Source organism: Paractinoplanes abujensis, assembly GCF_014204895.1.
In the GTDB taxonomy this organism is placed as follows: domain Bacteria; phylum Actinomycetota; class Actinomycetes; order Mycobacteriales; family Micromonosporaceae; genus Actinoplanes; species Actinoplanes abujensis.
In genome coordinates this window covers 3,132,330-3,157,937 of sequence record NZ_JACHMF010000001.1, presented here as the reverse complement: position 1 = coordinate 3,157,937, position 25,608 = coordinate 3,132,330, and the positions used below count along the sequence as shown (strand labels likewise).

The following is a 25,608-nucleotide window of genomic DNA, read 5'->3' as shown; positions in this document are numbered from 1 at the left end:
CGCCCGGAGAACTGACATGCGAAAGGACATCGACATGGAGAACGCTGAGTACGACGTCGTGGTGATCGGGGCCGGCCCGGTGGGGGAGAACCTCGCCGACCGGGTCGTGCAGGGCGGGCTGACCGCCGCCGTCGTCGAGCGGGAGCTGGTCGGCGGGGAGTGCTCGTACTGGGCCTGCATGCCGACCAAGGCGCTCCTGCGCAGCTCGTCGGCGCTGCGAGCGGCTCGCAACCTGCCCGGCGCCCGGGAGGCGATCACCGGCGGGATCGACGTGGCCGCGGTGCTCAAGCGACGCGACGACTTCGCGGCCAACTGGTTGGACGACGGTCAGGCGGCCTGGCTCGACAAGGCCGGCATCGCCCTTTATCGCGGTCACGGCCGCCTCCACGGCGAGCGCGAGGTCGAAGTCGACGGCACCCTGCTGACCGCCCGCCACGCCGTCGTGATCGCGACCGGCAGCAGCGCCCTGCTGCCCGACATCGAGGGCCTGCGCGCGGCCCGGCCGTGGACGAGCCGCGAGGCGGCCGCCGCTACGACCATCCCGGCCCGGCTGGCCATCATCGGCGGCGGTGTCGTGGCCTCCGAGATGGCCACCGCGTTCGAGCGCCTGGGCTCCACGGTGACGGTGCTGGCCCGTGACGGCGTGCTGCCCCAGGCCGAGCCGTTCGCCGGCCACCGGGTCGCCCGGAGCCTGCGCGACGTGCGGGCCGGTGCCGAGGTCGTGTCGGTCGGCCGGGACGACACTGTCCACCTGACCCTGGCCGACGGGACGCGGCTCGAGGCCGACGAGCTGCTGGTGGCCATCGGCCGTACGCCCAACACCATGGACGTCGGTCTGGAGAGCGTGGGTCTCGAGCCCGGCCGATGGCTCAGCGTCGACGGCACCATGCGGGTCAACGACTGGCTCTATGCGGCGGGCGACGTCAACCACCGCGCCCTGCTGACCCACCAGGGCAAGTATCAGGCGCGCGCAGCCGGCGACGCCATCGTGGCGCGGGCCCGGGGCGAGGTTGTCGCCGACGGCCCCTGGGGACGTCACGCCGCCACGGCCGACGAGCGCGCCGTGCCGCAGGTCGTGTTCACCGATCCCGAGGTCGCGTCGGTCGGGCTCACTGCGGCCGCCGCCGAGGCCGCCGGGATGCGCATCCGCGTCGTCGACCACGACCTGGCCGCCGTGGCCGGGTCAGCGCTGCACGCCGACGGCTACGAGGGCCAGGCCCGGATGGTCGTCGACGAGGACCGCCGCGTGATCGTCGGCTTCACCCTGGTCGGCCCGGACGTCTCGGAACTGCTGCACGCGGCGACGATCGCGGTGGTCGGCGAGGTTCCGCTGGATCGGCTGTGGCACGCCGTCCCGGCATTTCCCACAGTGAGCGAGGTGTGGCTGCGACTGCTGGAGGGGTACGGGCGAAGGCCGTGAGCGAGGCGTTGGAGGTATTGAAGTCGGCCGATACCATCCGGGAAGGTTCGCTCTCATCGGGGGGTAGGAACGGTCAAGCCGGTCGGCCGAATTCTCGCCGTAGCAGTGCTCACGGGCAGCGCGACAACAGTCGCCGCCAACCCGGCAGCAGCTACTGTTCCTCCGCCCAACGGGTGCCGCTACGCCGGCACCAGTCCGACGATCGACGTGCGTAACAACATCAACTCGGCATCCCCCTACACGGCGGCGCTGTCGCGGGGCATGACTCGCTGGAACGACAGCCCCGCACCCGGACAGTTCCGTTCTGTCACCTCCGGGGCCAACGTCAACGCCTGGCAGGTGTACAGCTCCTCGACGGACTGGGCTTGGGTGACACCCAACGGCACAGGCACCGGTTGCCCGACCGGCTACTACTTCGCCACCAACGACCTCACCTTCAACACCCGGACGATGGATTCGCTCAGCGAGCGGCAGCAGTGGGTGGTCGCCGTGCACGAGCTCGGGCACGTCTACGGCCTTGCTCACACGTCGTCGAGCTGCAATCGGCCCTCCGTGATGAAGACAGGTACCGACAAGTTCAACTGCACCGGAACGCCGCCGTGGAACGACGACATCACCGGTGTCACCAACATCTACCGCCCGTCGCTGACTGAGGTCACGGCGCGGCCTGGCTCAAGACCGATGACCTATTTCGACGGGCCGGTCTACACCTCGGTGGGCGAGCTGGACGTCCTGTCCGACATCGTGGTCCGCGGCACGGTGGAGAAAATCAGGAGTGGCTTCGACGAGGAACAGTTCCAGGGAATCGACATCGCCGCGCCGAGTCTGCCGATGACACTCAACACGATCCGGGTCAGCCGGTACGTGCGCGGATCCGGCCCGGCAACGGTCACCGTCCAGCAGATCGACACCGTCCGGATGCCGACGCCTGACGCAACGCCTTTCGAGGCCGGTGACGAGGTGCTGTTGTTCCTGAAGGACACCGGTTTCGACTTCGGCGGGGAGCGCATCCATGCGATCACCGGCATGGACCAGGGCTACCTGCGACTGCGAGGCGGCCGGCTGCTGGGCACGCCGGCAGAGCGTCGCTCACCGGCCGCCGGGTTGACGATGGAGCACGTCACCGCCCAGCTCAGGTGACCCAGGCCGAACGGGAAGCCGCCGGTACCACCGCCGATGAGGGCTGTGGTGCCGGCGTCGCCGGCTTCGGTGTGAGCGCGGGCGCAGAGCGACGTTCGTGACGACGCTGGGCGGTCGTGGCCCGGCCTGAGCCGGCACGAACGCTAGGCCGAGATGCCCGCGGCGGAGGAGATCCCGACCCGGCTGGGGACCAGCTCGTGGTGGACGAACTGCTGGTCGCGATCGGCCGCACTCCCCAACACCCGGGACCTCGGACTGGAGACGATCGGCCTCGAGCCCGGTTCCTGGCTCGGCGTGGACGACACCATGCGGGTCAACGACTGGCTGTACGCCGCGCGTTCCCCACCGTCAGCGAGGTGTGGCTCCGGCTGCTGGAGGGGTACCGACGAGGGCTATGGGAGACAACACCGTCCGCGCGATGACCTGGAACCTGTGGTGGCGGTTCGGCCCGCACTGGCCGGACCGGCAGCCCGGGATCCTGTCCACCCTGGAGCGCTTGCGGCCTGACGTCGTGGCCCTGCAGGAGGTGTGGGCGGGCGACGGCGTGACCCAGGCCGACGAGCTGGCCGCGGCGCTGGGGATGCACGCCGTGTTCGCCGCGCCGTCCTACCCGCCCGCGCCGGACGGTGAGTTCGGCCTGGGGATCGCGGTGCTGAGCAGGTGGCCCATCGTCGACCAGGAGGCGCCGGTGATGCCGGCCCGGCACCGCGCCTGGGACCCGGTGGCGCTGACCGTGCGGGCCGCCCACCCGGCCGGTCCGCTGCCGATCGTGGCGGCCTGCCTCGATTACGGCGTGGCCTACACCGACGACCGGATCGCCCAGGGTGCGTTCGTGGCCGACCTGGCCACCGACCCGCGCCTCGACGGGCCCTGCCCGGTGCTGCTGATGGGTGATCTGAACGCGGCGGCCGGTTCGCCCGTGCTGCGGCGGGCAGGCGACGTGCTGGTCGACGCCTGGACCGCGGGCGGCGGCCCGGCGGACGCGGTGACCCTGCCCTCCACGCACCCGTCGGCGCCGCTGGAGGCGGGTCCGCAGCTGATCGACCAGCGCATCGACCACATCTTCTTCCGGCCCGGTCACGAGGACCAGCTCGTCCGGGTGGACGAGGTGCAGCTGGCGGGTGAGCCGGTCGGCGGCATCCACCCGTCCGACCACCGGGCCGTGGTGGCCGACCTGAGCTGGCACGACCGTCAGGGCAGGCCCTAAGCCGAGATCCCCGCGTACGTGAGCCACCGTTCCCGCGGCGACAGGCGCAGCCGCAGCTTGCTCGGGTCGACTCGGCCCAGCGCGGGCAGCTGTTCCCGGATGCGCAGCTGGGCCGTCTCGGTGGCGTCGGTCAGCAGCCGCTGCACGGCCGCGTGGTCGCGTTTCTCCTGCGACAGCATCACGATGAGCTTGGCCCTTCCCCTGACGACGTCACCCCGGCACAGCCGCGACTGGGCGTACGCGATCTCGCAGCGCCGGGTGTGCGGCTGCAGCGCGGCCTGCACCACGCCGAGCAGCGCGGGCGTGTCCACCGTACGGTGGGGGATCTGCCACCACAGCCAGATCGGGTAGGGCACCCGCCCGGTCGTGGTGGCGCCGGTCTGCTGGCTGGAGTTCGGGTAGGTGCAGCGCATGGGCGGGCTGACCGCCACCTTCCAGTCGGCGATCAGGCTTTCGTCGGCCCGGTCGGTGACCGCGCGGCGTGCTCCGGCGAAGGTGCTCAGCCGGGGCAGCGCGTCGAGCCAGCCGCCCGACCACGGCTCGGCCTCCCGCGGCGCCTCGGGGCCGACCGGCAGCACCAGGTTGATGAAGGTCGTCTTGCGCATGCTCGAGATCGACGCGGCGAGCACCCCGACCCCCCGTTCGCGCAGTGCCGCTACGGCGGTCGCCGTGGTTCCCGTACGGGAAGGGCCGACCACACTCACGACGGCCGCCTGGCGCGGCGTGTTCGACGAGGCGCGCGGGAACAGCCGGTTGCGGGCCTGGCGGAAGCGTTCCCGGTCGAAACCGCGGATCGTGAACCATTCCCCCCGCACGCGGTTGAACCGCTGGTCGCTCAGTTTGAGCCCGAAGCCGTACTCCTCGGCCAGCGCGGCCAGTTCGGTCTCGAAGTCGAGCCGGGCCCCGGACAGCTGCGGGTCGACCCCGATCGAGAATCGCAGGCAGGGCGCCATCGCGTCCCGCAGCCGCTCGTTGGAGCCGTCGCCACGCTCGCTCTTGATGCTCAGCGGCACCGGGGCCACCGGCGTGTGCAGGTGCAGCACGGGGGCGTCGCGTTCCGCGGCCAGCGCGGTCAGCTTCTCGATCACCAGCGCCTGCATCAGCGCCTCGCGGTACGTCGGCGACCAGTGGGCGGTGCCCAGCGTGATCAGCACCTCGACCTTGCGGGTGGACTGGTTGAGGAAGCCCGGGTTGGGCACGGCGTGACCGAAGTACGAGTACGTGTCGCGGGGGCCGGTGTCCTCGCCGGCGCCGATCTGCACCCGGCCGCTGAACGCCGACATCGCCGACGGCCACGTCACCACGGACACCGACAGCCCGGCCGCCGAGAAGTGGCAGAAGTCGGTGGGCCAGCCGTTCGGATCGTCCTTGTCGGGGTCGATGATCGGCATCGGTGGCGGTCCGTGACCCAGCCCGTGGGTCAGCGTGAACTGCACCGACGAGAAGTACGAGCCGGCCGCCTCGGCCGCGATGCGGGCCAGCTCGGACGATTTGGTGGAGTTGGCGGGCGATGTCACTTCACACCTCACCACGGGCGTCGAAGAAGTCGTCCGGTTCGATCGGGGGCCGGGTGGCCCGGCGGGTGTCGCGCAGCCAGCGCGGGATCTTCGTGGAGCGCGGCACCGGGCTGCTGCGGTGGATCCGCCGGGCCGAGAACTCGCACAGGCAGCAGATCAGGATGCCGATCAGGACGGCCAGCGCGAGCTGGAACAGCCGGGTCATCTCGCGGTCGGAGTCAACCGTGCCGACCACGACGGCCAGCGCGGTGGTCACCACGACGGAGGCGGCGGCCAGGGTGCGCTGGAACTTGTGCAGCTGGCCGAGCACCGATTTCGTGCTGGGCAGGTCGAGCCGGGCCAGCAGCAGACCGGGCACCAGCAGCAGCACCGCGACCACGGCGTCGGCCTGCTCGGGCACGAAGTCCTGCGGGATCGCCGGTGAGTACAGCCAGGTCACCCCGCCCGAGAGCAGCGTGCCGATGCCCAGCACGACCAGGGCCAGCCCGGCCACCATCCGGGTGATGCTCTCGATCAGCGCCGGGGCCTCGTCGGCCAGGGTCATGAAGGCGAACACCCGTACGGGCTCGGTCGACTGCGGGCTGAGCTCCACCGACGGCCGCCGCCAGTTGGCGTGCGCGCCGTACTCGCGGGGGTCGTTGTCGCAGGTGATGTCGCGGCCCACCTGCGCCGACCGTAGCCCGGCGGCGATGGCGCGCAGGGCCGGCCCGGCCAGCTCGCTGCGGGCCAGGTGCTGCAGGCCGTCGGAGGCGTAGTGCGCGCAGAACGCGGCCAGCACCTCCAGCGAGCAGTTGCCCGCAGTCAACGCGTCGACGACCTGCTGCGCTGTGAGCGGGCGGGGCGGCGGCGCCGAGCCGGGCCCGACCGGGATCGGCAGCCGGGCCAGGTAGGCCTCGTAGCCGGCCAGGTCGACCAGCCGGCGGCGGCCCAGCTCGGCCAGCCGCGAGGCGATGCTCTGCATCTCCAGCTCGAGCAGCTTGTGGTGGCGGCCGAGAGCCTCCGTACGCCGGGCCACCGACTCCAGGTCCTGGGCCAGCACCTCGACGAACTCCTCGTCGACGTCGCTCGACATCAGGAACCGGCGCACGCTGATCTCCTGCCGGGTCTCCAGGGTCAGGTGGTACGCCTTGACCGAGCGCGGGATCTCCGTCTCGTACTCGACGACGAACTCGCGGTTGACCGGCAGCACGTTCTTGGCCAGCGACTGCAGCGGGGCCGGGCGGTGCTGGGCCGGCAGCAGCGGCGCGTCCCAGGTCAGGAACCGCCGTGGGCGGCCCAGGCCGAGCTGCGCGACCAGCACGTGCTGCCGGATCGCGAGCTGCAGCAGCCGGGCGAAGGGCACTTCGCCGCCGCCTGCGGCGAACAGGTCGTCCAGGCCGAGCAGGGCCAGGTCCCGTACGGCGCGGGAACCGCCACCAGCCGCGTCGAGCAGGTCGGCATGGTCGAGCGGGGTGTGCAGCCGCGACCCGGCCGGCGCGCCCACCATGATCAGCTCGGTGATCGCGGCCTCGATCAGCCAGCGTGACCGCTGGTGGGTGTGGCGCAGCCGGTGAATCGGGCTGGCCTGCGCGGACACGTCGTCGTGCGCGTTGATCAGCATGCTGAGCAGCTTGACGAAGGCGGCCGCGGTGACCCGGTTGGCGTCGCGGTGCGACAGCCGCGGCACCACCTCGCCGTTGGAGTCGCGGATGGTGACGGGGGCCAGGTCGCGGCGGCTGTAGCGGGACACCGGCACCCACAGCGACGGCGGCCCGTCCCGCTCGGGGTCGCCCGGTACCAGCAGCGTGTCGCGCAGCCGCCCGGAGATCAGGTCGAGGTCCACGTCGACGCTGATGGTGCGGCTCATGTGCCCGCGGTCCATCAGCGTCAGGTGTTCCGAGAGCCGGGGCACGTGGTCGAGCCGGAACGACAGATCCATCAGGGCCAGCCCGAGCGCCGCCTCCCGGCTGGGGAAGGTCAGCGGCGCCGTGGGCACCGGCAGGGCCTGGATCATCGTGCGCAGATGGTCCAGGGCGCCGTCGGCGGGCCGGTCGGCGATCGCGGTTCGCCCCCGGAGGTGGACAGTCACATGCCGCTCCTAGCGTCTGCCTGTCATCTTCGTCGCCGCCGCGGAAACGACGGTCGATGTGTCGCCATGACGACTGGATCATTCCGCGGCCGATCCGGCCCCCGGTGAAATCCGCACGACCCCGGATGCGCGGCCGGTCACCGCGCGGCGGGAAGCCGACCGTCCGCGAGCGGCACTCTTCGGTTTCTGGGCGCCGGTCATTGTCGCGGACCGTGCCGCGGCCGCCGCAGGACGGGAAAAGTCAGCCAGTTGCAACTCCTTCGAACGCCCCTCATGCCGCGACGGCCGATGTCAGGATCGCCAAGAGGTGAGAAGAGTGCCTGGTCCGGCCAGGCACGGCGTCCTCGGCGCGGATCGCGCCCGGCAGCTTCAGGAGAGGGGAGTCCACCCCCATGCCCTTGACCACGAGTAGCACCAACGGGCGGGCGTCCGACCACGCCCGCGCGAGCCGGCCGGTCTCCGCACCGGTGTCCACCCGCCCGGCCCGCGGCGGGGGGCCCGGCGCGGGCGACACCGAGGCGAGCCGGCGGCAGGCCCGGTCGGTCGCCAAACAGCAGCAGGCGGCCGAGCGGATCGCCGCCGCCACGGCCGAGATCTCGGCCCAGAACGCCGAGGCGGCCGAGGCCTCGCGGCAGCTGACGGAAGCCATGCAGCAGATCTCGGCCGGCGCCGAACAGGCCTCGGGGGCGACCCAGCAGAGCCTGGCCGCCATGAACCAGGTCGAGGAGCAGGTCGGCCGGCAGGAGACCACCACCCGGCAGGTCGCCGAGCTCAGCCAGGCGTTGCAGGGTCTGCTCCAGGAGACCCGTAACGGCATCAACATGCTGCTGGCCAACGTCGACAACGCCTCGACCCGGCAGTCCGCCTCGGTCGGCACGATCAGTGAACTCGAGAAGCAGGCCGACGAGATCGGGGAGATTGTCAAAACGGTCGCACACATCGCCGACCAGACGAACTTGCTCGCGCTCAACGCGGCGATCGAGGCGGCCCGGGCCCGCCAGCACGGCAAGGGCTTCGCGGTGGTGGCCGACGAGGTGCGCACGCTGGCCGAGACGAGCGAGCGCAGCGCCCGGCAGATCCGCGACCTGATCGACGAGGTCCGCGAGAGCGTCACCGTGATCGCCTCGGGCGTGCAGTCCTCGGCCGAGACGGCCCGCGGTGAGGTCGAGAAGGGCAAGACCATCACCGACCAGCTCGAGACCATCCGGGCCGACATGGGCTCGATCATGGCGGGCGCGACCGAGATGGCCGGCGCGGCCGTGCAGGCGCAGGCCGCGACGGGCTCGGCCAAGGCCCGCTCGGAGGAGATCGCCGCCGCGGCCGAGCAGCAGTCGGCGGCGTGCGAGCAGTCGCTGCAGACCGTGAACCAGCAGACCGGCGCGCTGCGGCAGAGCGAGCAGGCGGCCGAGGCGCTGGCCGAGGTGTCGGAGACGCTGCGCTCGAGCACCGACATCACCAAGAGCGCCGAGGACGTCGCCTCGACGGCCGAGGAGCTGTCGGCCGCGGTGGAGGAGATCAACCGGGCCGCCGCGCAGATCAACACGGCGATCTCCGAGATCAACTCGGGGGCCCGCACGGCGGCCGAGAAGGCGCAGCAGACCAGTGAGGCGGTGACCACGATCGAGCAGGGCGCCCAGCTGTCGGCGACCCGCGGCGCCGCCGCCGTCGAGCGGGCCGACGCCATCCTGGAGCTGCTGGGCGCGAACAAGGTGTCGGTCGACTCGATGATCCAGGCGATCGGCCAGGCGGCCCGGGACGGCATCGAGAACGTCCGCAAGGTCTCCGAGCTGGAGCAGATCTCCCGGCGGATCGACAAGATCGTCGACGCCATCGCCAACGTGTCGATCCAGACCAACATGCTGGCCGTCAACGGCTCGGTCGAGTCGGCCCGGGCGGGCGAGTTCGGCAAGGGCTTCGCGGTGGTCTCGACCGACATCCGCAACCTGGCCCGCGACTCGGCCGACAACGCCGACCGGATCAAGGACCTGGTCAAGTCGGTGCAGGACCGCATCGTGGAGGTGCGCGGCGACCTCGAGGAGACCAGCCGGCAGGCGCTGGCCGAGGTGGAGGCGGCCAAGGTCACCACCGAGCGGCTGAGCGAGATCGAGCGCGACATGCAGCAGGTGCGCGCGGGCAACGACGAGGTCCGCGAGTCGGCGCAGTCCATCGCAGGGACGCTGGGCGAGGTCAAGTCGGGCCTGGAGCAGATCGCCACCGCGGCCAACCAGGCCGAGCAGCTGGCCGGGCAGGCCTCGACCGCGGCCCGCGAGCAGGCCCAGGGCGCGGAGGAACTGGCGGCCGCCGTCGAGGAGATCGCGGCGCTCGCCGACGAGCTGCAGAACGCCGGGTGAGCGGGCCCATGACCAGCGAGGACGACCGGGGCGAGGAGAACGACGGCGGCAACGCCGACTACGTCACGTTCGACATGGTGGGCGAGCGCTACGCCTTCCCGATGAGCCAGGTCCAGGAGATCATCCGGATGCCGGCCGTGGTCAAGGTGCCGCTGGGTCCGCCCGCCCTGGAAGGGCTGGCCAACCTGCGAGGCCGGGTGCTGCCGGTGGTGAGCCTGCGCGAGTGCTGCTCCATGGAGACCGCCGAGCACGACGAGACGACCCGGGTGATCATCGTGGACGGCGGGGTGCCGCTCGGCTTCGTGGTCGACCGGGTGGCCAGCGTGATCAGCATCGACCCGGCGGACATGGAGCCGGCCGACTCGGTGCAGTCGACGGTCCGCTCCGACGTCCTGGTCGGCGTGATCAAGGCGAAGGACGGCCTGATGACCAGCGTCCTCGACGTGGACCGGCTGGTCGGCAGCCAGTTCGACGGGCTGGCCGAGGCCGCGGCGGCGCGGGAGCCGGCGAGCACGGCCGCCCGGATGCCGGAGTCCGAGGGGGAGACCGAGAGCGACGACACGCTCGAGCTGGTCAGCTTCGCGGTGCAGGGTCAGGAGTACGCGCTGCCGATCGACCAGGTGCAGGAAATCGTGCAGGCGCCGGAGTCGGTCAGCCACGTGCCGAACTCGGGCGGCCGGGTGCTGGGCGTGATCGATCTGCGGGGCCGGCTGCTGCCGGTGGTCAGCATGCGCCGCGTGTTCGGGCTGCCGGTCACCCCGCTCGAACCGCAGAACCGGATCGTCGTGGTCTCGCTCGACGGCGGGGTGGTCGGCGTGGTGATGGACACCGTGCGCGAGGTCCTGCGCGTGCCGCACCAGTTGGTCGCGCCGCTGCCCGCCTTCATGGCCACCGACGGGCGCAAGAGCGAGGTCGAGTCGGTGTGCCGGCTCGAAGACGGCAAACGGCTGGTGTCGGTCCTGAACGTCAACCGGATGTTCGACTCGCCCGAGGTACGCAACGAGATCGCCGAGCACCAGGACCGGGAGGACGGGCCACCGATGACCGAGGAACAGCGGGACGACGACGGCCGCGGCGACGAGGAACTGTTCGTGGTGTTCCGGCTGGACGCCGAGGAGTACGCCGTCGACGTCGACGCCGTCCAGGAGATCATCCGCGTACCCGAGGCGCTCATCCGCGTGCCCCGGTCCTTCGAGTTCGTCGAGGGGCTGGTCAACCTGCGCGGCACGGTGCTGCCCGTGGTCGACCTGCGGACCCGGCTCGGGCTGCCGCGCGGTGAGCGCGACGAGCGTCAGCGGATCGTCGTCCTGATCATCGGGGGTGTCCGGACCGGCTTCATCGTCGACTCGGTGGCCGAGGTGGCCCGGGTCGGGCGGCACGTGCTCGAGCCCGCCCCGCAGCTCTCCGCCGAGCAGGCCCGGATCGTCTCGCGGGTGGCCAACCTGCCCGAGCAGAAACGGATGTTGCTGCTGGTGCAGGTGGGCGAGTTGCTCGCGGCCGAGCAGGCCCGCGACCTCGAGGCCGTGCTCGACGAGGTCGTCGCCGACGTCCTCGAGCCGGTCTGACGGGACACCCATGGCGAACACATCGGTCCTGGTCGTCGACGACTCCGCGCTGATGCGGCGGGCCATCCGTGGCATCCTCGAGCAGGCCGGCGGGTTCGAGGTGAGCACCGCCCGTAACGGCGCCGACGCCCTCGACCAGCTCGATCGGGCCCGTCCGGACGTGGTGACGCTCGACGTCAACATGCCCGAGATGGACGGGCTGACCTGCCTGGCCAAGATCATGGCGGAGCGGCCCACCCCGGTGGTCATGGTGTCGTCCCTGACGGAGGCGAACGCCCTGGTCACCCTGGAGGCGCTGGAGCTGGGCGCGGTCGACTACGTGGCCAAGCCGGGCGGCACGGTGTCGCTGAACATGGACGACATCGCCACCGAGATCACCGGCAAGGTGCGCGCCGCGGCCAAGGCGCGGATCGGCCGGGCCCACGGGCTCTCGGCCCGGATCCGGCAGACGCCGCCGCCCCGTGAGCCCGCCGCGGGCCGCCGGACCGACCTGGTGGTGATCGGCTCGTCCACCGGCGGCCCGGCGCTGCTGGCCGACCTGCTGCCCCAGCTGCCCGGCACGCTGAGCGCCCCGGTCGTGATCGCCCAGCACATTCCGGCGTCGTTCACCGCCACGCTGGCCCGGCGCCTCGACGAGAGCTGTGCGCTGCGGGTGCACGAGGTCGACCGGATCATGACGGTCCGGCCGGGCTCGATCTATCTGGGCCGGGGCAGCAACGACGTGGTGGTGGCCCGGCGCACCGACGGCCTGATCGTCAAAAGTGTCCCGGCCGGCGCCGAGTACCGCTGGCATCCCAGCGTCGACCGGCTGGTCGCCTCGGCCCGCCGGCACGTCGCGGCCGAACGGCTGGTCTGCGCCCTGCTGACCGGGATGGGCGACGACGGCGCGGCCGAGATGGCCGCGGTGCGAGCCGAGGGGGGCCGGACCATCGCCGAGTCCGAGGAGACGGCGGTGGTCTGGGGCATGCCGGGTGAGCTGGCCCGCCGGGGCGGCGCCACCGAGGTGCTGCCGTCGTACGCGATCGCGGACCGTCTGGCCCAGTGGGTCCGCTGAGGAAGAGGAGGAGGAACCGTGGGACTTGTCCGTCGTGACCACCAACCTGCCGAGGCGAAGGCCGCGCCGCCCGTCGAGACGTTGCTGCGCCAGCTCGACGACCCGGACCCGGACTGCCGGCGGGAGGCGGCGCTGGGCCTGGACGGTGTGGCCGAGGCGGTGCCGGAACTGCTCGCCCGCGTGGGGCCGGAGACGGCCTCGACCGTACGGGATGCTCTGCTCACCACGCTCGCCGCGCACGACACGGCCGAGGTCGCGGAGGCGCTCGCGGTTCACCTGGCCAGCGACGAGGCCGACCTGCGGACGGCGGTGGCCGAGGCGCTGGCGACCATGCCGGGCTCGATGCCGGCGATCGTCCCGCGCCTGCTCGAGGACCCCGATCACGACGTCCGGGTGATGACCGCCATGGTGCTGGCCGACCTGGCCCACCCCGGATCGCTGACCTGGCTGGCCGACATGATCCGCCAGGACCCGCACCCCAACGTCGTGACCGCGGCCGTCGACGCGCTGCTGCCCTCGCTCGGCCCGGAGCACACCGAACTGCTGCGTGACGCGGTCCGCCGCTTCCCCGACGACCCGTTCCTGCGGTTCACGGTCGAGGCGGCGGTCGGATGACCAGCTCGACGACGGCCGGGCTCAGCGCCGCCGACTTCGAGAAGTTCCGCGAGTTCTTCTACAAGCGCACCGGCATCCAGTTCACCGAGTCCAAGCGGTACTTCGTCGACAAGCGGATCGAGACCTGCATCAAGCAGGCCGGGTTCCCCGGCTTCAACGCCTGGTTCTCCGCCCTGCGCCTGAGCGACCGGTCCGGCCTGCTGCAGGACCTGATCAACCAGCTCACGGTCAACGAGACGTACTTCCTGCGCGAGGACTATCAGTTCGACTCGCTGCTCAAGACGGTGCTCCCGGACGTGCTGGCCGCCCGGGGCGGCGCGGGCCGGATGACCGGGCCGGTCAAGATCCTGTCGCTGCCCTGCTCGACCGGGGAGGAGCCCTACTCGATCGCGTTGCGGCTGCTGGAGGAGTGGGATCAGATCGACCACGTGGACGTGGAGATCCACGGCGCCGACATCGACAGCACCGTGCTCGACAAGGCGGCCCACGCCAGTTACGGGGAACGCTCGCTGCAACGGGTGCCGATGGCCTGGCGGGCCAAGTACTTCGCCCCGGTCGGAGCCGGCCGCTACCAGCTCGACGCGGGCATCCGCGGCGCGGTCACCCTGCACCAGGTCAACGTCTGCGACACCACGTCGATGCGCTCGTTCCGCGACTTCGACGTGATCTTCTGCCGCAACGTGCTCATCTACTTCGACGAGTTGTCGAGCCGGCGGGCCGCCGAGAACCTCTACGGCGCGATGCGCCCCGGCGGCTACCTCTTCCTCGGCCACTCCGAGTCGATGAGCCGCATCTCGCCGATCTTCACGCCTTCGCGCCTGCCCGAGGGCATCGTCTACCAACGGCCGAGCGGAGGCCCCCGATGAGCGACAACCGTCCCAAGGTGCTGGTGGTCGACGACGCCGCGACGGTGCGGATGTACCACACGAAGCTGCTGGACGACGCCGGCTTCGAGGTGGCCGAGGCGGCCAACGGTCTGGAGGCCGTGGAGGCCGCCATGTCCACCGCGTTCGACCTGTTCGTGGTCGACGTCAACATGCCCAAGATGAACGGCTACACCTGCGTCGAGACGCTGCGCTCGGACACCGTGGGCACCCCCGCGCCGATCCTGATGATCAGCACGGAGGACCGGCCGGGCGACGCCGACCGGGCCTACGCCGCGGGGGCCAACCTCTACCTGGTCAAACCGGTCAACGCCGAGCGGCTGGCCCGGGTCGCCCGGATGCTCACCTCGGGTGTCGCGGCATGAACCCGTTGCTGGCCCAGTTCCTGGCCGAGGCGGCGGACCTGCTGACCTCGGTCGACGAGGGCCTGCTGCAGCTGGAACGGGACCCCGGCGATCCCGAACTGGTCAACGAGGTGTTCCGGGCGGCCCACACGTTCAAGGGCTCGTCCGGGTTGTTCGACTTCCCCGAACTGACCCGGCTCACCCACGCCGCCGAGGACCTGCTGGACGCCGTACGTTCGGGCCGGCTCGCCCTCGACTCCGGCATGACCGACGACCTGCTGGCCGCGTTCGACCTGATCCGCGGCTGGCTGGCCCACGTCACGACGCACGAGCAACTGCCCGCGACCGCCGGCCCGGCCGCGCAGAGCCTGATCACCAAGCTGCGTGGCCCGCTCGGCGGCGAGCAGCCCACGCCCGGTGACACGGCGGGCGCGGCCGTCCCCGCGGCCGTGTCCGACCAGGCGCCCGAGTGGCTGGACGTCTTCGACACCGACTGGCTCGAGAACACCGCCTCCTGGCTGGTCACCACGTCGGCGACGATGCGGTTCGCCCGCTACACGCCCGACGAGGGCTGCTTCTTCCGCGCCGAGGACCCGCTGCACCTGGTCAGTCAGGTGCCCGCGCTGGCCGGCCTGGGCCTGATCCAGCCCTTCGAGTGGCCCCCGGCCGAGACGTACGACGAATACCAGTGCCTGATCGGTTTCGTGCTGGCCACCCGGGCCGCGGTCGGGGAGCTCAACCACCTGTTCCGCTACGTGCCCGACCAGGTCGAGGTGGTCGAGCTGGACGGGGCGGCGATCCGCCGCCACCTCAGCGGCGAGGAACCCCCCGCGCCACCCGTGGAGGCCGCGGCCCAGGCCGTGGTGCAGTCGCAGACGGAGAACCTCGAACTGGCCCGCGACGCCTACGCCATCCTGGCCGCGGCCCAGCGGTCGCTGACCGCCGAGTCGCCGTCCGGCGCCCGGCTGTCCTCCGTCGCCCACTCGGTGGCCGCCGCCGCGGCCGCGCTGGGCGTCCCGGCCGAGACCGTCGAGGCGGACGTCGAGGCCCTGACCGCTCGCGTGACCACCCTGCTGGCCGAGACACCGGTGACGCCCGAGGAACCGCCCCCGGTCGCCCCGCCGCCGCCCGTGGAGCGGGCCCCGGCCGACCGCGCGCGCACCGACGACCCCGGTGGTCAGGTCGGCACCCGCATCCTCAAGGTCGACCAGGAGAAGGTCGACCACCTGATGGAGCTGGTGGGCGAGCTCAACGTGGCCAAGAACGGCCTGACCTTCCTGGCCGACGCGGCCGAGGAGGAGTTCGGCAGCCGGGTGCTGGGCCGCCGGATCAAGGATCAGTACTCCGGACTGCACCGGATCGCCGAGGAGCTGCAGGCGGCGGTGATGGACGTGCGGATGCTGCCGCTGTCGGTGGCGTTCTCCCGGTTCCCGCGCCTGATCCGGGACCTGTCGCGCCGGCTCGACAAGACCGTCGAGCTGGTGACCGAGGGCGACGACACGATGGCCGACAAGGACGTCATCGAGGCCCTCGGCGACCCGCTGGTGCATCTGGTCCGCAACAGCCTCGACCACGGGATCGAGACCCCGGCGGAGCGGGTGGCCGCGGGCAAGGCGCCGGCGGCCCGGATCACGCTCACGGCGGTGGCCGACGGTGATGCCGTGATCGTCGAGATCGCCGACGACGGGCGCGGCATCGACCCCGACAAGGTCAAACGCAAGGCGTACGAGAAGGGGTTGATCTCGGAGGACGAGCTGGAGGCGCTCACCGAGACGGACGCGGTCGACCTGATCTTCCGGCCCGGCTTCTCGACCGCCGACCAGGTGTCCGACCTGTCCGGGCGCGGGGTCGGCATGGACGCCGTCCGGGCCAGCGTGGAGAAGCTCGGCGGCACGGTCACCATGCGCTCCCAGCCCGGCCGGGGCACCTCGACCCGCCTGCGGCTGCCGCTGTCGATGGCCGTGACCCAGGTGATGGTGGTCAGCGTGGCCGGGCAGCGCTTCGGCATCCCGGTCGACCTGGTCGTCGAGACCGTACGGGTGCCGGCCGCCGAGATCGGCCGGGTGCTGCACCAGGACGTCGTCGTGCTGCGGGGCGAGGTGGTCCCGGTGATCGACCTGGCCCGGGTGCTGGACATGCCGTGGACGCCCGAACCGGCCGCCGACCAGCGCGTACTCATCGTCAGCCTGCACGGGCAGCGGGTGGGGCTGCTGGTCGAGCAGTTCCACCGCGAGGTCGACGTGATCCTCAAACCGATGGAGGGCCTGCTGGCCTACGCCGGCGAGTTCTCCGGCACCGCGCTGCTGGGCGACGGCCTGGTGCTGCTGGTGCTGAACATGAAGGAGGTGCTCAGCCTTGCCGCTCGAACTCAATGAGCACACCGCGTCCCTGATCGACGTCGTCACCGTCGACGAGGTGGAGTCGCTGGTCGCCTGGCTGCGGACCACGCCCAAACCCAAGGTCAATCTGCGCCGTTGCAACCATATGCACACCGGCGCGCTCCAGGCTCTGCTGCTTTTCCAGCCGAGGATTAGTTCAACACCGACCGACGCCTTCCTGGCCACGCAGGTGTTGCCGCTGCTCAGGGGGAGCAGCGGGGTTTCCTCTGCAGAAAGCGAACCTCCATGACCACTGTGATGCTTGTCGACGACTCCGCCACCATGCTCATGAGCCTCAAGTCGATCCTGACCAAGGCCGGTTACACCGTCGAGACCGCGGGGCACGGCAAGGAGGCCATGGACAAGCTGGCCAAGGGCGTCAAGCCCAACCTGATCATCAGTGACGTCAACATGCCGCAGATGGACGGGATCACCTTCGTCCGCGAGGCCCGCAAGGCTCCCGGCATGCGGTTCACCCCGATGCTGATGCTGACCACCGAGTCCGAGCAGAGCAAGCGCAACGAGGCGAAGTCGGCCGGCGCGACCGGCTGGCTGGTCAAGCCGGTCGGCCCCGACCAGCTCCTCGGCGTGATCAAGCAGGTCGTTCCCGGCGCCTGAGCGCGCCCTTGCAGGAGGTTCCGATGTCCCGCCTACTCCGCCGGCCCGGTGCGCCCGACCTCTCCGAGGAGCCGCGCGTACGGCCGGAGGCCGTCGGCGCCGCGCTCAAGGACGTGCCCGCGGTGTGCGAGGTGGCCGCCGCGCACATCGGGGACGTCATCGAGCAGACCGGTGAGGCCGCGGAGTCGATCGTCGGCCAGATGATCAAGGTCGACGAGCTGGCCGACGGGCTGGCCGGCGACGTCGCGCGGCTGTCCGGCACGCTCGGGCGCACGGAATCGGAACTGAGTCAGGCCACCTCGTCCAACGACCAGCTCGTGGAACGGCTCGTGCGGTACTTCCTGTACCGCGACCAGCAGATCCACGAGCTGGTCGACGAGATGCGCGGTCTCAAGCGGCACGTCAGCCAGATCGAGGAGGTCAGCAAGGCGACGAACATCCTGGCCCTGAACGCGATGATCGAGGCGATGCGCGCGGGCGACGCCGGCGAGGGCTTCGCGGTCGTCGCCGACGAGGTCCGCAAGCTGGCCGACCGCTCGGCCAAGGCCGCGCAGGGCATCGGCAGCAGCATCTCCGACCTGACGACCCGGCTCGACAAGGTGCTCTCGGACGACTCCTCGTTCGAGCGGGACCCCGGCGGCGCGACGACGCCCGGCGCCGAGACCGCCATGACCCGGCGGCTCAACGACATCGCCAACGCCCAGCGCGAGCTGTCGCAGATGGTGGGCGGGGTCCTGCACGACACCATGGACGCCCTGCGCCGGGTCGAGCACAGCTCGGCCGCGCTCACCGCCGAGACCACGGGGGCGGTCGGGCACGTCCAGTTCCAGGACATCACCCGCCAGATGCTGGAGCACGTGGCGGAGACGATCGGGGAGGTGCGGCAGGGGGCCGAGGACGTGATCGCCTACACCGACGGCACCGTGCCCGAGGCGACCCTGCGGGAACGCGCGGTCTCCGTCGACAACCTGCGCGACAAGCACGTGATGTCACGCCAGCGCGTGACCCACAGCGAACATGCCGGCGCCACGGCCGCGGCGGCCGACGACGGTCCCGTGATCGAACTCTTCTGACCCCGGCCCCATCAACCGCACCGAGCTCTGCAGCTGCGCGCCGGCCGCGCTCGGGTGGATCGCCGGTCGACCGGCCTGATCAGCGCGGTCTAACGCTCGGCCCGGGAGCCCGGCGTCGCCGCCGCTCCGGGCGCACCCTCGCCGGGGCGGCGGGTCAGCACCCGGGGGCCGTCGGGGGTGACGGCGATCGTGTGCTCGGAATGGGCCGTGCGGGAGCCGTCGGACGAGCGGATCGTCCAGCCGTCCTCGTCGTAGCGGATCTTGTCGGTGGTCCGGCACAGCCAGGGCTCGATGGCCAGCGTGAGGCCGGGGTCGAGGCGCATGCCGCGGCGGGCCCGGCCGTCGTTGGAGACGTGCGGGGCCTCGTGCATGGTGCGGCCGATGCCGTGGCCGCCGAACTCGTGGTTGACACCGTAGCCGTAGGAGTGGGCGACCTGGCCGATGGCGGCCGAGATGTCGCCGATGCGCCCGCCGGGCTGGGCCGCGGCGATGCCCGCCTCCAGCGCGACCCGGGTGGCCTCGATCAGCTTGAGGTCGGCCGGGTCCGGAGTGCCGACGACGAACGAGTAGGCCGAGTCGGCGTTCCAGCCGTTGATGCCGAGCGCCATGTCGATGCTGAGCAGGTCGCCGTCGCGCAGCACGTAGTCGTGGGGCAGGCCGTGCAGCACCGCGTCGTTGACCGACAGGCAGAGCACGTTGCGGAACGGGCCGCGGCCGAACGAGGGGGCGTAGTCCCAGTAGCAGGACTCGGCCCCGCGCTCGGAGATCCGCCGGCGCGCGTGGTGCTCGATGTCCATCAGGTTGACGCCGACGGCGGCCACCCCGCTCAGCTCCTGGATCAGCTCGCCGACGAACTGGCCGGCCACCGCCATCCGGTCGATCTCCTCGGCCGACTTCAGCTCGATCACGACTGCCTCCTCGAATTTCTGTACCGGTATTTTTATACCACGTGGGGCCGCGGGCGGTATGGTGCAGGCATGGTTCGCCAGCCGCTCACCGCCGAGCAGATCGCCGCCGGCCGCCGCCTCGGGGTCGCCCTGCGGGCCGCCCGCGCCGGTCGCAGCATCGTCGACGTGGCCCTGGCGGCCGGCATCTCGCCCGAGACGCTGCGCAAGATCGAGGCCGGTCGGATGCCCGCGCCCGCGTTCGGCACCGTGGTCTGCCTGAGCCAGGCCCTCGACGTGCCCCTGGCCGACCTGGCCGACGCCTGGCTGGCCGACATGCCGGCCCGTCAAGCCTCCTGAACACCGTTCAGCCCGCCCGTCGAAGCTTTACCGTGAACATGGGTTTGTATCGGCTGTGTGAACGCGTGTGAACTCTTCCGGCGCTGGTCATCGGCTGTTCGGGTGAGCCTCCGAGCGAATGGTTGCGGTCTGGCTGTGAACAACAGTCGGCCCCTTGTTCACTCTCACGTTATCCGGTAGAACTCCGTTCACGGCCCTTTTGGGGGTCGCCAGCCGTTCGGCTCTAGGAGGACCACCCATGGCTCCGCCAAACATTTCTCGTCGCGGCCTGCTCCAGCTCGGTGGCAGCGTGGCGCTTCTGATGACGACCGGCGCCTGCGCCGCCGGCAGCAAGGACAACCCGGACGCCACCGCCTCGGGCGGTCCCGCCGCGAGCACCCTGCGGATCGCCGTCTCCAGCTACCTCTCGAGCTGGGACCAGGACTTCGTCGGCTTCGACCTGACCGCGCTCATGCTGTTCAAGAACGTGTACCCGTACATGATCGATTACGGGGTCACGAGCGCCGGGGACAGCCAGATCCTCGACACCGCGAACATCACCCCCACGTTCGCCGAGTCCTTCGAGCCGGACAGCACCCAGAAGATCTGGACGCTCAAGCTGCGCCAGGGCGTCAAGTTCGCCAGCGGCAACGAGATGAAGGCGGCCGACGTCAAGTGGTCCAAGGACCGCGCGTTCGCGGCCCAGGCCAACGTGGCCGGCATCTACCGCACCATCGGCCTGACCAAGCCCGAGCAGGTCGTGGTCAAGGACGACTACACGGTCGAGTTCCGTCAGGAGTTCCCGAGCGCCCTGACCAAGCAGATCCAAGCCATTTCCCTGTACGTGTTCGACTCGGTCGAGGCCAAGAAACACGCGACCGACGCCGACCCGTGGGCCAAGGAGTGGTTCGCCAAGAACGCGCCGACCGGGGGCTACTTCAACGTCACCAAGGCCACCCAGGGCCAGGAGATCGAGCTCAGCGCCAACAAGGACTACCCCGGCACCGACGGCGCCAAGACCCCCACGATCCGGCTCTCGGTCGTGCCGGCCGCGGCCAACCAGCGGCTGCAGCTGCAGGCGGGTGACATCGACATCGCGCTCGGCATCACCGGCCAGGATCTGCAGGACCTGAAGAAGGCCGAGGGTGTCAAGGTGCTCTCGGCGGCCAGCAACAACCAGGTCGCGATCCAGATGTCGGTCACCACCGCGCCGTTCGACGACGTCAACGTGCGCAAGGCCCTCGCGTACGCGGTGCCGTACGAGCAGATCATCAAGAACGTGTACGGCGGCGACGCCCGGCCCACCAAGAGCCTGGTCCCGCTGGACATGCCCGGCTACGCCGAGACCGGCTACCCCTTCACGTACGACCTCGAGAAGGCCAAGCAGGCCCTCGCGGCGTCGGGCAAGACCGCGATCAACTCGGAGCTGGTCTTCGCGGCCGACAACGACGAGCAGCAGAAGATCGCCGTGCAGGTGCAGGCCGAGGCGGCCAAGGCGGGCATCACGCTCAAGCTGACCCCGCTCGACCCGGCCACCCTGGGCGAGCGGCGCACCCAGAAGAGCATCCCGCTGCAGATCACCACGGGTCAGCTCTGGGTCAACGACGTCGAATACATGCTGGCCACCAGCTTCGTGAAGGGCGCCGCGCTCAACTACTCGAACTACACCAACCCGGAGCTCGAGCAGATCTACACCAAGTCGCACACCACTGTCGACGACGCGGCCCGCCAGCAGCTCTGGGCCCAGGTGCAGACGATCCTCGCGGCCGACGTGCCGTGGGTCATCATCTGCCAGCCCAACTTCAACCTCCCCGTACGGGAGAAGGTGGCCGGGTGGGTGCAGCCGATGGACGGCCTGGCGCGTCTCCGCTACCTGAGCGCATCGGCTTGATCCGGTGCGCATTCTGCGTTTCGTCGGTCGCCGGCTGCTCCAGCTGATCCCGGTTCTGCTCGGGGTGGTCGTGCTGACCTTCTTGCTGGTACGCGTCCTGCCCGGTGACCCGATCCGCAGCATCCTCGGGCCCAACGCGACCGAGGCCGATGCGGAGGCCGCACGCGTCCGCTTCGGCCTCGACCAGCCACTGTGGAAACAGTTCCTGGACTATCTGGGCGGGCTGGTCACCGGCGACTTCGGCACGTCCATCCAGAGCGGGGCGCCGGTGACCGGCGAGATGTCGCTGCGTCTGGGCCCCACGCTGGAGCTGGTCGTCATCGCGGTCACGATCGCCGTGCTGCTGGCCATCTGGCTCGGCATCTGGTCGGCGCGCCGGGCCGACCGGTTCGGCGACCACTCCGTACGGATCTTCGCGCTGTTCGGCAACTCCATCCCGGAGTTCTGGCTGGGCCTGGTGCTGATCCTGGTCGGCTACGCCGCGCTGGGCTGGTTCCCGGCGCCCAGCGGCCGCGTCGACCCCGACGCCGGCCTGACCCCGCTGACCGGGGCCGACCTGATCGACGCCCTGCTCACCGCGAACGGACCGGCCATCAGTTCGGCCGCCGCGCATCTGGTGCTGCCGGTGCTGACCCTGGTCATCGGCGTCCTGGCGCCACTGCTCAGGAGCGTACGGGCCTCGGCGCTGGAAGTGCTGCGGAGCGAGGCGTACGCCGCCGCGGCCGCGCACGGCCTGCCCGAGAAGACACTGCTGCGCGGCTACCTGCGGCGGGCCACCCTGGTGCGGCTGCCGTCGCTGGCCGCGCTGGTCTTCGGCACCGCCCTCGGCTCCACCGTGCTGGTCGAATACGTCTTCTCGTGGCAGGGCTTCGGCCAGTGGGCGCTGCGCGGGCTGCTGTACCGCGACTACCCGGTCGTGCAGGCGTCCGTGCTGATCATCGCCTTCGCGTACGTGCTGGTCTTCCTCATCGCCGACGTCGTGCACGCCTGGCTCGACCCGAGAGTGAAAATCTGATGGCCGCGATCGAGATGACGCCCGTGGTCTCCGTCAACCGCGACGGGCGCTTCGCCCAAGTCCTGATCTACGTCGGCGGCGGGATCCTGGTGGTGGCCGCGCTGGCCGCTCTGCTGGCGCCCGTCCTGACGACGTGGGGCCCGACCGAGATCGACCCGTCCGGCACCCTGGCCGCGCCGGGCGGTGAACACCTGCTCGGCACCGACGGCAACGGCATGGACGTGTGGAGCCGGGTGCTGCACGCGGCCCGCCTCGACCTGGGCATCGCCGTGCTCGCGGTCGCCCTGGCCGTGGTCGTGGGCACGCTGCTCGGCATGCTCGCCGGCTACCTGGGCGGCTGGGTCGACGACGTGCTCATGCGCATCGTCGACATCTTCCAGGCGTTCCCCACTTTCATCCTGGCCCTGGCGGTCAGCGCGCTGCTCGGCGGCGGGTTCGTCAACCTGGTGATCACGATCGCCGCGGTCAACGCCCCCGCGTACGCCCGGCTGGTCCGGGCCGAGGTCCGCACGCTGCGGGAGATGCAGTACATCGACGCGGCCAAGACCTCGGGCGCGTCCACGATCGGCATCATGTGGCGGCACCTGCTGCCCAACAGCCTGACCCCGGTACGGGTCATCGCCCCGCTGAACTGCGGCTGGGCCATGCTCACGCTGGCCGGCCTGTCCTTCCTCGGCCTGGGCGTCACGGTGCCCACCGCCGAGTGGGGCTCCATGATCAGCCTCGGCACATCGGACGTCGTGGCCGGCCGCTGGTGGACCTCCGTCCCGCCCGGCCTGGCCCTGCTCGTCTGCGTCCTCGGCTTCAGCCTGCTCGGCGAGGGCCTGCAGGAACGCGCGGACGCGAAAAGGCGGTGACCATGCCCTCCGGAACGAGCACTCGCTTCACTCGCGAACAGGCGGTGACCATGCTCGACATCCAGGACCTCTCGGTGGTCATCCACCGGCCCGGCCGCCAGGTGGCGGCGCTCAGCAACGTCAGCTTCACGGTCGCCCCCGGCGAGGTCGTCGGCCTGGTCGGGGAGAGCGGCGGCGGCAAGAGCATGGTCGCCCGCGCGATCGTCGGCATGCTGCCCCCGGGCTCACGCGCCACCGGCCGCGTCGGCTTCGACGGCGCCGACGTGCTCCGCATGGACGCCGCGGACCTGGCCGCCCACCGGGGACGCGGAGCCGCGATCTGCTTCCAGAACCCCCGAGGTGCGCTCAGCCCCACCCGTACGGTGGGAAGGCAGTTGATCGACCGGCTCGTCACGCACCAGGACATGACCGGCGACCGCGCTCGCGAGTCGGCGAAGGAACTGTTCGAGTCGGTCGGCATCCGCAACCCCGCCCGGCGGCTGGAGGCCTACCCGCACGAACTGTCGGGCGGCATGGCCCAACGCGTGATGATCAGCCTGGCCACCGGCTGCGCGCCCGGCCTGCTGATCGCCGACGAGCCCACCACCGGCCTCGACGTCACCCTGACCCGCGAGATCCTCCGCCAGTTCCGCCACGCCGCCGACACCGACGGCCGCGGCGTTCTGCTGATCAGCCACGACCTGGCCTCGATCGCCGAGGTCTGCGACCGGGTCGTCGTCCTGTACGCCGGCACTGTCGTCGAGACCGGCCCGGCCGCGAAGGTGCTGCACGAGCCGGCTCACCCCTACACGCGGGCCCTGCTGCGCTCGGTCCCCGACGTGCGGGGCGGCCGCGTGGTGGCCACGGCCGGCGGCATGCCGCTGATGACGTCGGCGCCGCACGACTGCCCGTTCGCCCCGCGCTGCACCCACGCGACCGGCGACTGCCGCACTTCCCGCCCGGAAACGACCCCACTCGCGGACGGCTGGTCGCTGGCGTGCTTCCACCCGCAGCAGGCGCCGCTCTTCGCGGCTCCCACCGCCTCCTCATCCGATGCGGCTCCTGCCGCCATCTCGCCTTCAGGCGACCACCTTTATGCCGAAAAATCGGGCATCGAGGTTGCGGAGGAGGGTCGCGCGGCGCGGGAGAGGGGTGCGGCGTCGAAGGCAAGCGCTGCCCGTGAGCCAAGCGCTGCGCGTGAGCCAAGTGCGGCGAGGGAAGAGGGCGCTGCGCGTGAGCCAAGTGCGGCGCGTGAGCCAAGTGCGGCGAGGGACGGGGGTGCGGCGCGTGAGTCAAATGCCGCGCGGGAGTCAGGTGCGGCGCGGGAAGTGGGTGCGGCGCGGGAGTCGAGTGCTGCGCTCGAGTCAGGTGCGGCGCGGGAGTCAGGCGCGGCGCCGGAAGCTGGTGCGGCGCGGAGTGAGACAGGAGCGGCTGATCGCGTACCGGCTGACACAGGGCGGGTTGTGCTTCGGGTGGAGGACGCGCACGTCGTGTATCGCAGCCGGTTCGGGTCGGGCGGGCATCACGCGTTGCGGGGGGTCAGCCTCGAGCTCAAGGCCGGGGAGACGCTCGGCGTGGTCGGGGAGAGCGGCTGCGGGAAGAGCACCCTCGCGAAGCTCATCATGGGGCTTGTCGAGCCGTCGGCAGGCAGCGTCGAGGTCGCCGGCAAGAGCGTCAAGAAGCGGAGCCGCGTGGAGCGCACGAGGGCTCAGATGGTGTTCCAGGATCCGATCGGGAGTTTGAGTCCGCGGCGGACCGTGGGGGACTCGATCGCGGAGCCGTTGCGCGCGGCCAAGGTGTCCACGGCCGAGCGTGCCCAGAAGACCGAAGCCGCACTCACGAGGATGGAACTCGACAGCTCGATCCTCTCCCGGTTGCCGCACGAGCTCTCCGGTGGGCAGGCGCAGCGGATCGGGATCGCGCGGGCCCTCGTCGGTCAGCCCGATCTCATCGTGTTCGACGAGCCGACCAGTGCGCTCGATGTGACCGTGCAGGCGCAGATTCTGGACGTCATCGCCGATGTGGCCGCCGACGCGGGGCACGGCTCGGTGTTCATCTCGCACGACCTCGCCACCGTGCGCGGCTTCGCCGACCGGGTCGTCGTGCTCTATCTGGGCCGGGTGGTCGAGGAGGGGCCCGTGGACGAGGTGTTCGACCGGCCCAGACATCCCTACACCCGGGCATTGCTGGGCAGTGCGCCCCGCCTCGGCGAGACCCGCACCCCGGCCGTCCAGCTCGTCAAGGACCTGGACGAGGCCGGCGCCGCCACCGGGTGCGCCCTCGCCGCCCGCTGCCCGTTCGTCACCGACACCTGCCGGTCGCAGGAGCAGACCCTCCAGTCGTACGGCGAAAGCCGGGCCGCCTGCTGGCGTGTGCCCGAGCTGCCCGCCCTGATCGAAAAGAGCTGAG

21 protein-coding genes are annotated in these 25,608 nt (G+C 71.2%); 18 read left to right on the top strand and 3 right to left on the bottom strand.

The features are described 5' to 3' along the window. Positions 1–34 precede the first annotated feature (34 nt). The 3 genes from BKA14_RS14260 (at position 35) to BKA14_RS14250 (ending at position 3,767) form a co-directional block, all read left to right on the top strand. A complete protein-coding gene (locus BKA14_RS14260; RefSeq protein ID WP_184951418.1) occupies positions 35–1,420 on the top strand; it encodes a dihydrolipoyl dehydrogenase family protein in 1,386 nt (461 codons plus the stop codon). 207 nt (positions 1,421–1,627) lie between these two features. Further along, positions 1,628–2,560, top strand: a complete 933-nt coding sequence (locus BKA14_RS14255; RefSeq protein ID WP_184951417.1) for a matrixin family metalloprotease — start codon at positions 1,628–1,630, stop codon at positions 2,558–2,560. Between the two features lie 418 nt (positions 2,561–2,978). Then, positions 2,979–3,767 (top strand): endonuclease/exonuclease/phosphatase family protein, encoded by a 789-nt coding sequence (locus BKA14_RS14250; RefSeq protein WP_184951416.1) that lies wholly within the window; start codon positions 2,979–2,981, stop codon positions 3,765–3,767. Here the strand turns inward: BKA14_RS14250 and BKA14_RS14245 are convergent. Then, positions 3,764–5,284, bottom strand: a complete 1,521-nt coding sequence (locus BKA14_RS14245; RefSeq protein WP_184951415.1) for a hypothetical protein — start codon at positions 5,282–5,284, stop codon at positions 3,764–3,766. The genes BKA14_RS14250 and BKA14_RS14245 overlap by 4 nt on opposite strands. A 1-nt stretch (position 5,285) precedes the next feature. Then, entirely contained in the window at positions 5,286–7,352 is a 2,067-nt protein-coding gene (locus tag BKA14_RS14240; protein ID WP_184951414.1) for a hypothetical protein, read from the bottom strand. Positions 7,353–7,744: 392 nt separating this feature from the next. Here BKA14_RS14240 and BKA14_RS14235 point away from each other — a divergent pair, with 392 nt between their 5' ends. From BKA14_RS14235 to BKA14_RS14190, 10 genes are read left to right on the top strand one after another with little or no spacing between them, the layout of a single operon-like run. After that, complete coding sequence (locus BKA14_RS14235; protein ID WP_184951413.1) at positions 7,745–9,703, top strand: methyl-accepting chemotaxis protein; 1,959 nt, start codon at positions 7,745–7,747, stop codon at positions 9,701–9,703. An 8-nt stretch (positions 9,704–9,711) separates the two neighbouring features. Beyond that, entirely contained in the window at positions 9,712–11,268 is a 1,557-nt protein-coding gene (locus BKA14_RS14230) for a chemotaxis protein CheW (RefSeq protein ID WP_184951412.1), read from the top strand. A gap of 10 nt (positions 11,269–11,278) precedes the next feature. Beyond that, positions 11,279–12,322 (top strand): chemotaxis-specific protein-glutamate methyltransferase CheB, encoded by a 1,044-nt coding sequence (gene cheB, locus BKA14_RS14225; protein ID WP_184951411.1) that lies wholly within the window; start codon positions 11,279–11,281, stop codon positions 12,320–12,322. Between the two features lie 18 nt (positions 12,323–12,340). Continuing rightward, positions 12,341–12,937: a HEAT repeat domain-containing protein gene (locus BKA14_RS14220; protein WP_184951410.1), complete on the top strand. Its 597-nt coding sequence runs from the start codon at positions 12,341–12,343 to the stop codon at positions 12,935–12,937. Next, the gene (locus tag BKA14_RS14215; RefSeq protein ID WP_184951409.1) at positions 12,934–13,803 is read left to right on the top strand and encodes a CheR family methyltransferase; all 870 of its coding nucleotides are present in this window, start codon (positions 12,934–12,936) and stop codon (positions 13,801–13,803) included. The genes BKA14_RS14220 and BKA14_RS14215 overlap by 4 nt, the downstream gene beginning before the upstream one ends. Beyond that, complete coding sequence (locus tag BKA14_RS14210; RefSeq protein ID WP_184951408.1) at positions 13,800–14,186, top strand: response regulator; 387 nt, start codon at positions 13,800–13,802, stop codon at positions 14,184–14,186. Before BKA14_RS14215 ends, BKA14_RS14210 begins: the two co-directional genes overlap by 4 nt. After that, positions 14,183–16,540 carry a chemotaxis protein CheA gene (locus BKA14_RS14205; RefSeq protein ID WP_184951407.1) on the top strand — a complete coding sequence of 786 codons (2,358 nt, stop codon included), beginning with the start codon at positions 14,183–14,185 and terminating at the stop codon, positions 16,538–16,540. The genes BKA14_RS14210 and BKA14_RS14205 overlap by 4 nt, the downstream gene beginning before the upstream one ends. Next, complete coding sequence (locus BKA14_RS14200; protein WP_184951406.1) at positions 16,521–16,793, top strand: hypothetical protein; 273 nt, start codon at positions 16,521–16,523, stop codon at positions 16,791–16,793. The genes BKA14_RS14205 and BKA14_RS14200 overlap by 20 nt, the downstream gene beginning before the upstream one ends. Continuing rightward, the gene (locus BKA14_RS14195) at positions 16,790–17,161 is read left to right on the top strand and encodes a response regulator (protein ID WP_184951405.1); all 372 of its coding nucleotides are present in this window, start codon (positions 16,790–16,792) and stop codon (positions 17,159–17,161) included. The genes BKA14_RS14200 and BKA14_RS14195 overlap by 4 nt, the downstream gene beginning before the upstream one ends. Positions 17,162–17,184: 23 nt before the next feature. Then, a complete protein-coding gene (locus BKA14_RS14190; RefSeq protein WP_184951404.1) occupies positions 17,185–18,234 on the top strand; it encodes a methyl-accepting chemotaxis protein in 1,050 nt (349 codons plus the stop codon). Positions 18,235–18,323: 89 nt separating this feature from the next. Here BKA14_RS14190 and map read toward each other — a convergent pair whose 3' ends face one another. Next, entirely contained in the window at positions 18,324–19,142 is an 819-nt protein-coding gene (map, locus tag BKA14_RS14185) for a type I methionyl aminopeptidase (protein ID WP_184951403.1), read from the bottom strand. A 69-nt stretch (positions 19,143–19,211) separates the two neighbouring features. Here map and BKA14_RS14180 point away from each other — a divergent pair, with 69 nt between their 5' ends. The 5 genes from BKA14_RS14180 to BKA14_RS43905 all read left to right on the top strand — a co-directional run bounded on the left by BKA14_RS14180 (position 19,212) and on the right by BKA14_RS43905 (position 25,607). Next, on the top strand, positions 19,212–19,478 hold the full coding sequence (locus BKA14_RS14180) for a helix-turn-helix domain-containing protein (RefSeq protein WP_184951402.1): 267 nt from the start codon (positions 19,212–19,214) through the stop codon (positions 19,476–19,478). 238 nt (positions 19,479–19,716) lie between these two features. Beyond that, a complete protein-coding gene (locus BKA14_RS14175) occupies positions 19,717–21,348 on the top strand; it encodes an ABC transporter substrate-binding protein (RefSeq protein WP_184951401.1) in 1,632 nt (543 codons plus the stop codon). A 4-nt stretch (positions 21,349–21,352) separates the two neighbouring features. After that, on the top strand, positions 21,353–22,363 hold the full coding sequence (locus BKA14_RS14170; protein ID WP_184951400.1) for an ABC transporter permease: 1,011 nt from the start codon (positions 21,353–21,355) through the stop codon (positions 22,361–22,363). Next, complete coding sequence (locus BKA14_RS14165) at positions 22,363–23,220, top strand: ABC transporter permease (RefSeq protein WP_203722594.1); 858 nt, start codon at positions 22,363–22,365, stop codon at positions 23,218–23,220. The genes BKA14_RS14170 and BKA14_RS14165 overlap by 1 nt, the downstream gene beginning before the upstream one ends. A 2-nt stretch (positions 23,221–23,222) precedes the next feature. Then, positions 23,223–25,607 (top strand): dipeptide ABC transporter ATP-binding protein, encoded by a 2,385-nt coding sequence (locus BKA14_RS43905; protein WP_239093276.1) that lies wholly within the window; start codon positions 23,223–23,225, stop codon positions 25,605–25,607. Position 25,608 lies beyond the last annotated feature (1 nt).

Bases quoted from the DNA above. Each gene is read 5' to 3' on its own strand.
- BKA14_RS14260 (WP_184951418.1), top strand. From the start codon at position 35: ATGGAGAACGCTGAGTACGACGTCGTGGTGATCGGGGCCGGCCCGGTG.
- BKA14_RS14250 (WP_184951416.1), top strand. From the start codon at position 2,979: ATGACCTGGAACCTGTGGTGGCGGTTCGGCCCGCACTGGCCGGACCGG.
- BKA14_RS14235 (WP_184951413.1), top strand. From the start codon at position 7,745: ATGCCCTTGACCACGAGTAGCACCAACGGGCGGGCGTCCGACCACGCC.
- BKA14_RS14230 (WP_184951412.1), top strand. From the start codon at position 9,712: ATGACCAGCGAGGACGACCGGGGCGAGGAGAACGACGGCGGCAACGCC.
- cheB (WP_184951411.1), top strand. From the start codon at position 11,279: ATGGCGAACACATCGGTCCTGGTCGTCGACGACTCCGCGCTGATGCGG.
- BKA14_RS14215 (WP_184951409.1), top strand. From the start codon at position 12,934: ATGACCAGCTCGACGACGGCCGGGCTCAGCGCCGCCGACTTCGAGAAG.
- BKA14_RS14210 (WP_184951408.1), top strand. From the start codon at position 13,800: ATGAGCGACAACCGTCCCAAGGTGCTGGTGGTCGACGACGCCGCGACG.
- BKA14_RS14205 (WP_184951407.1), top strand. From the start codon at position 14,183: ATGAACCCGTTGCTGGCCCAGTTCCTGGCCGAGGCGGCGGACCTGCTG.
- BKA14_RS14195 (WP_184951405.1), top strand. From the start codon at position 16,790: ATGACCACTGTGATGCTTGTCGACGACTCCGCCACCATGCTCATGAGC.
- BKA14_RS14190 (WP_184951404.1), top strand. From the start codon at position 17,185: ATGTCCCGCCTACTCCGCCGGCCCGGTGCGCCCGACCTCTCCGAGGAG.
- BKA14_RS14180 (WP_184951402.1), top strand. From the start codon at position 19,212: ATGGTTCGCCAGCCGCTCACCGCCGAGCAGATCGCCGCCGGCCGCCGC.
- BKA14_RS14175 (WP_184951401.1), top strand. From the start codon at position 19,717: ATGGCTCCGCCAAACATTTCTCGTCGCGGCCTGCTCCAGCTCGGTGGC.
- BKA14_RS14165 (WP_203722594.1), top strand. From the start codon at position 22,363: ATGGCCGCGATCGAGATGACGCCCGTGGTCTCCGTCAACCGCGACGGG.
- BKA14_RS43905 (WP_239093276.1), top strand. From the start codon at position 23,223: ATGCCCTCCGGAACGAGCACTCGCTTCACTCGCGAACAGGCGGTGACC.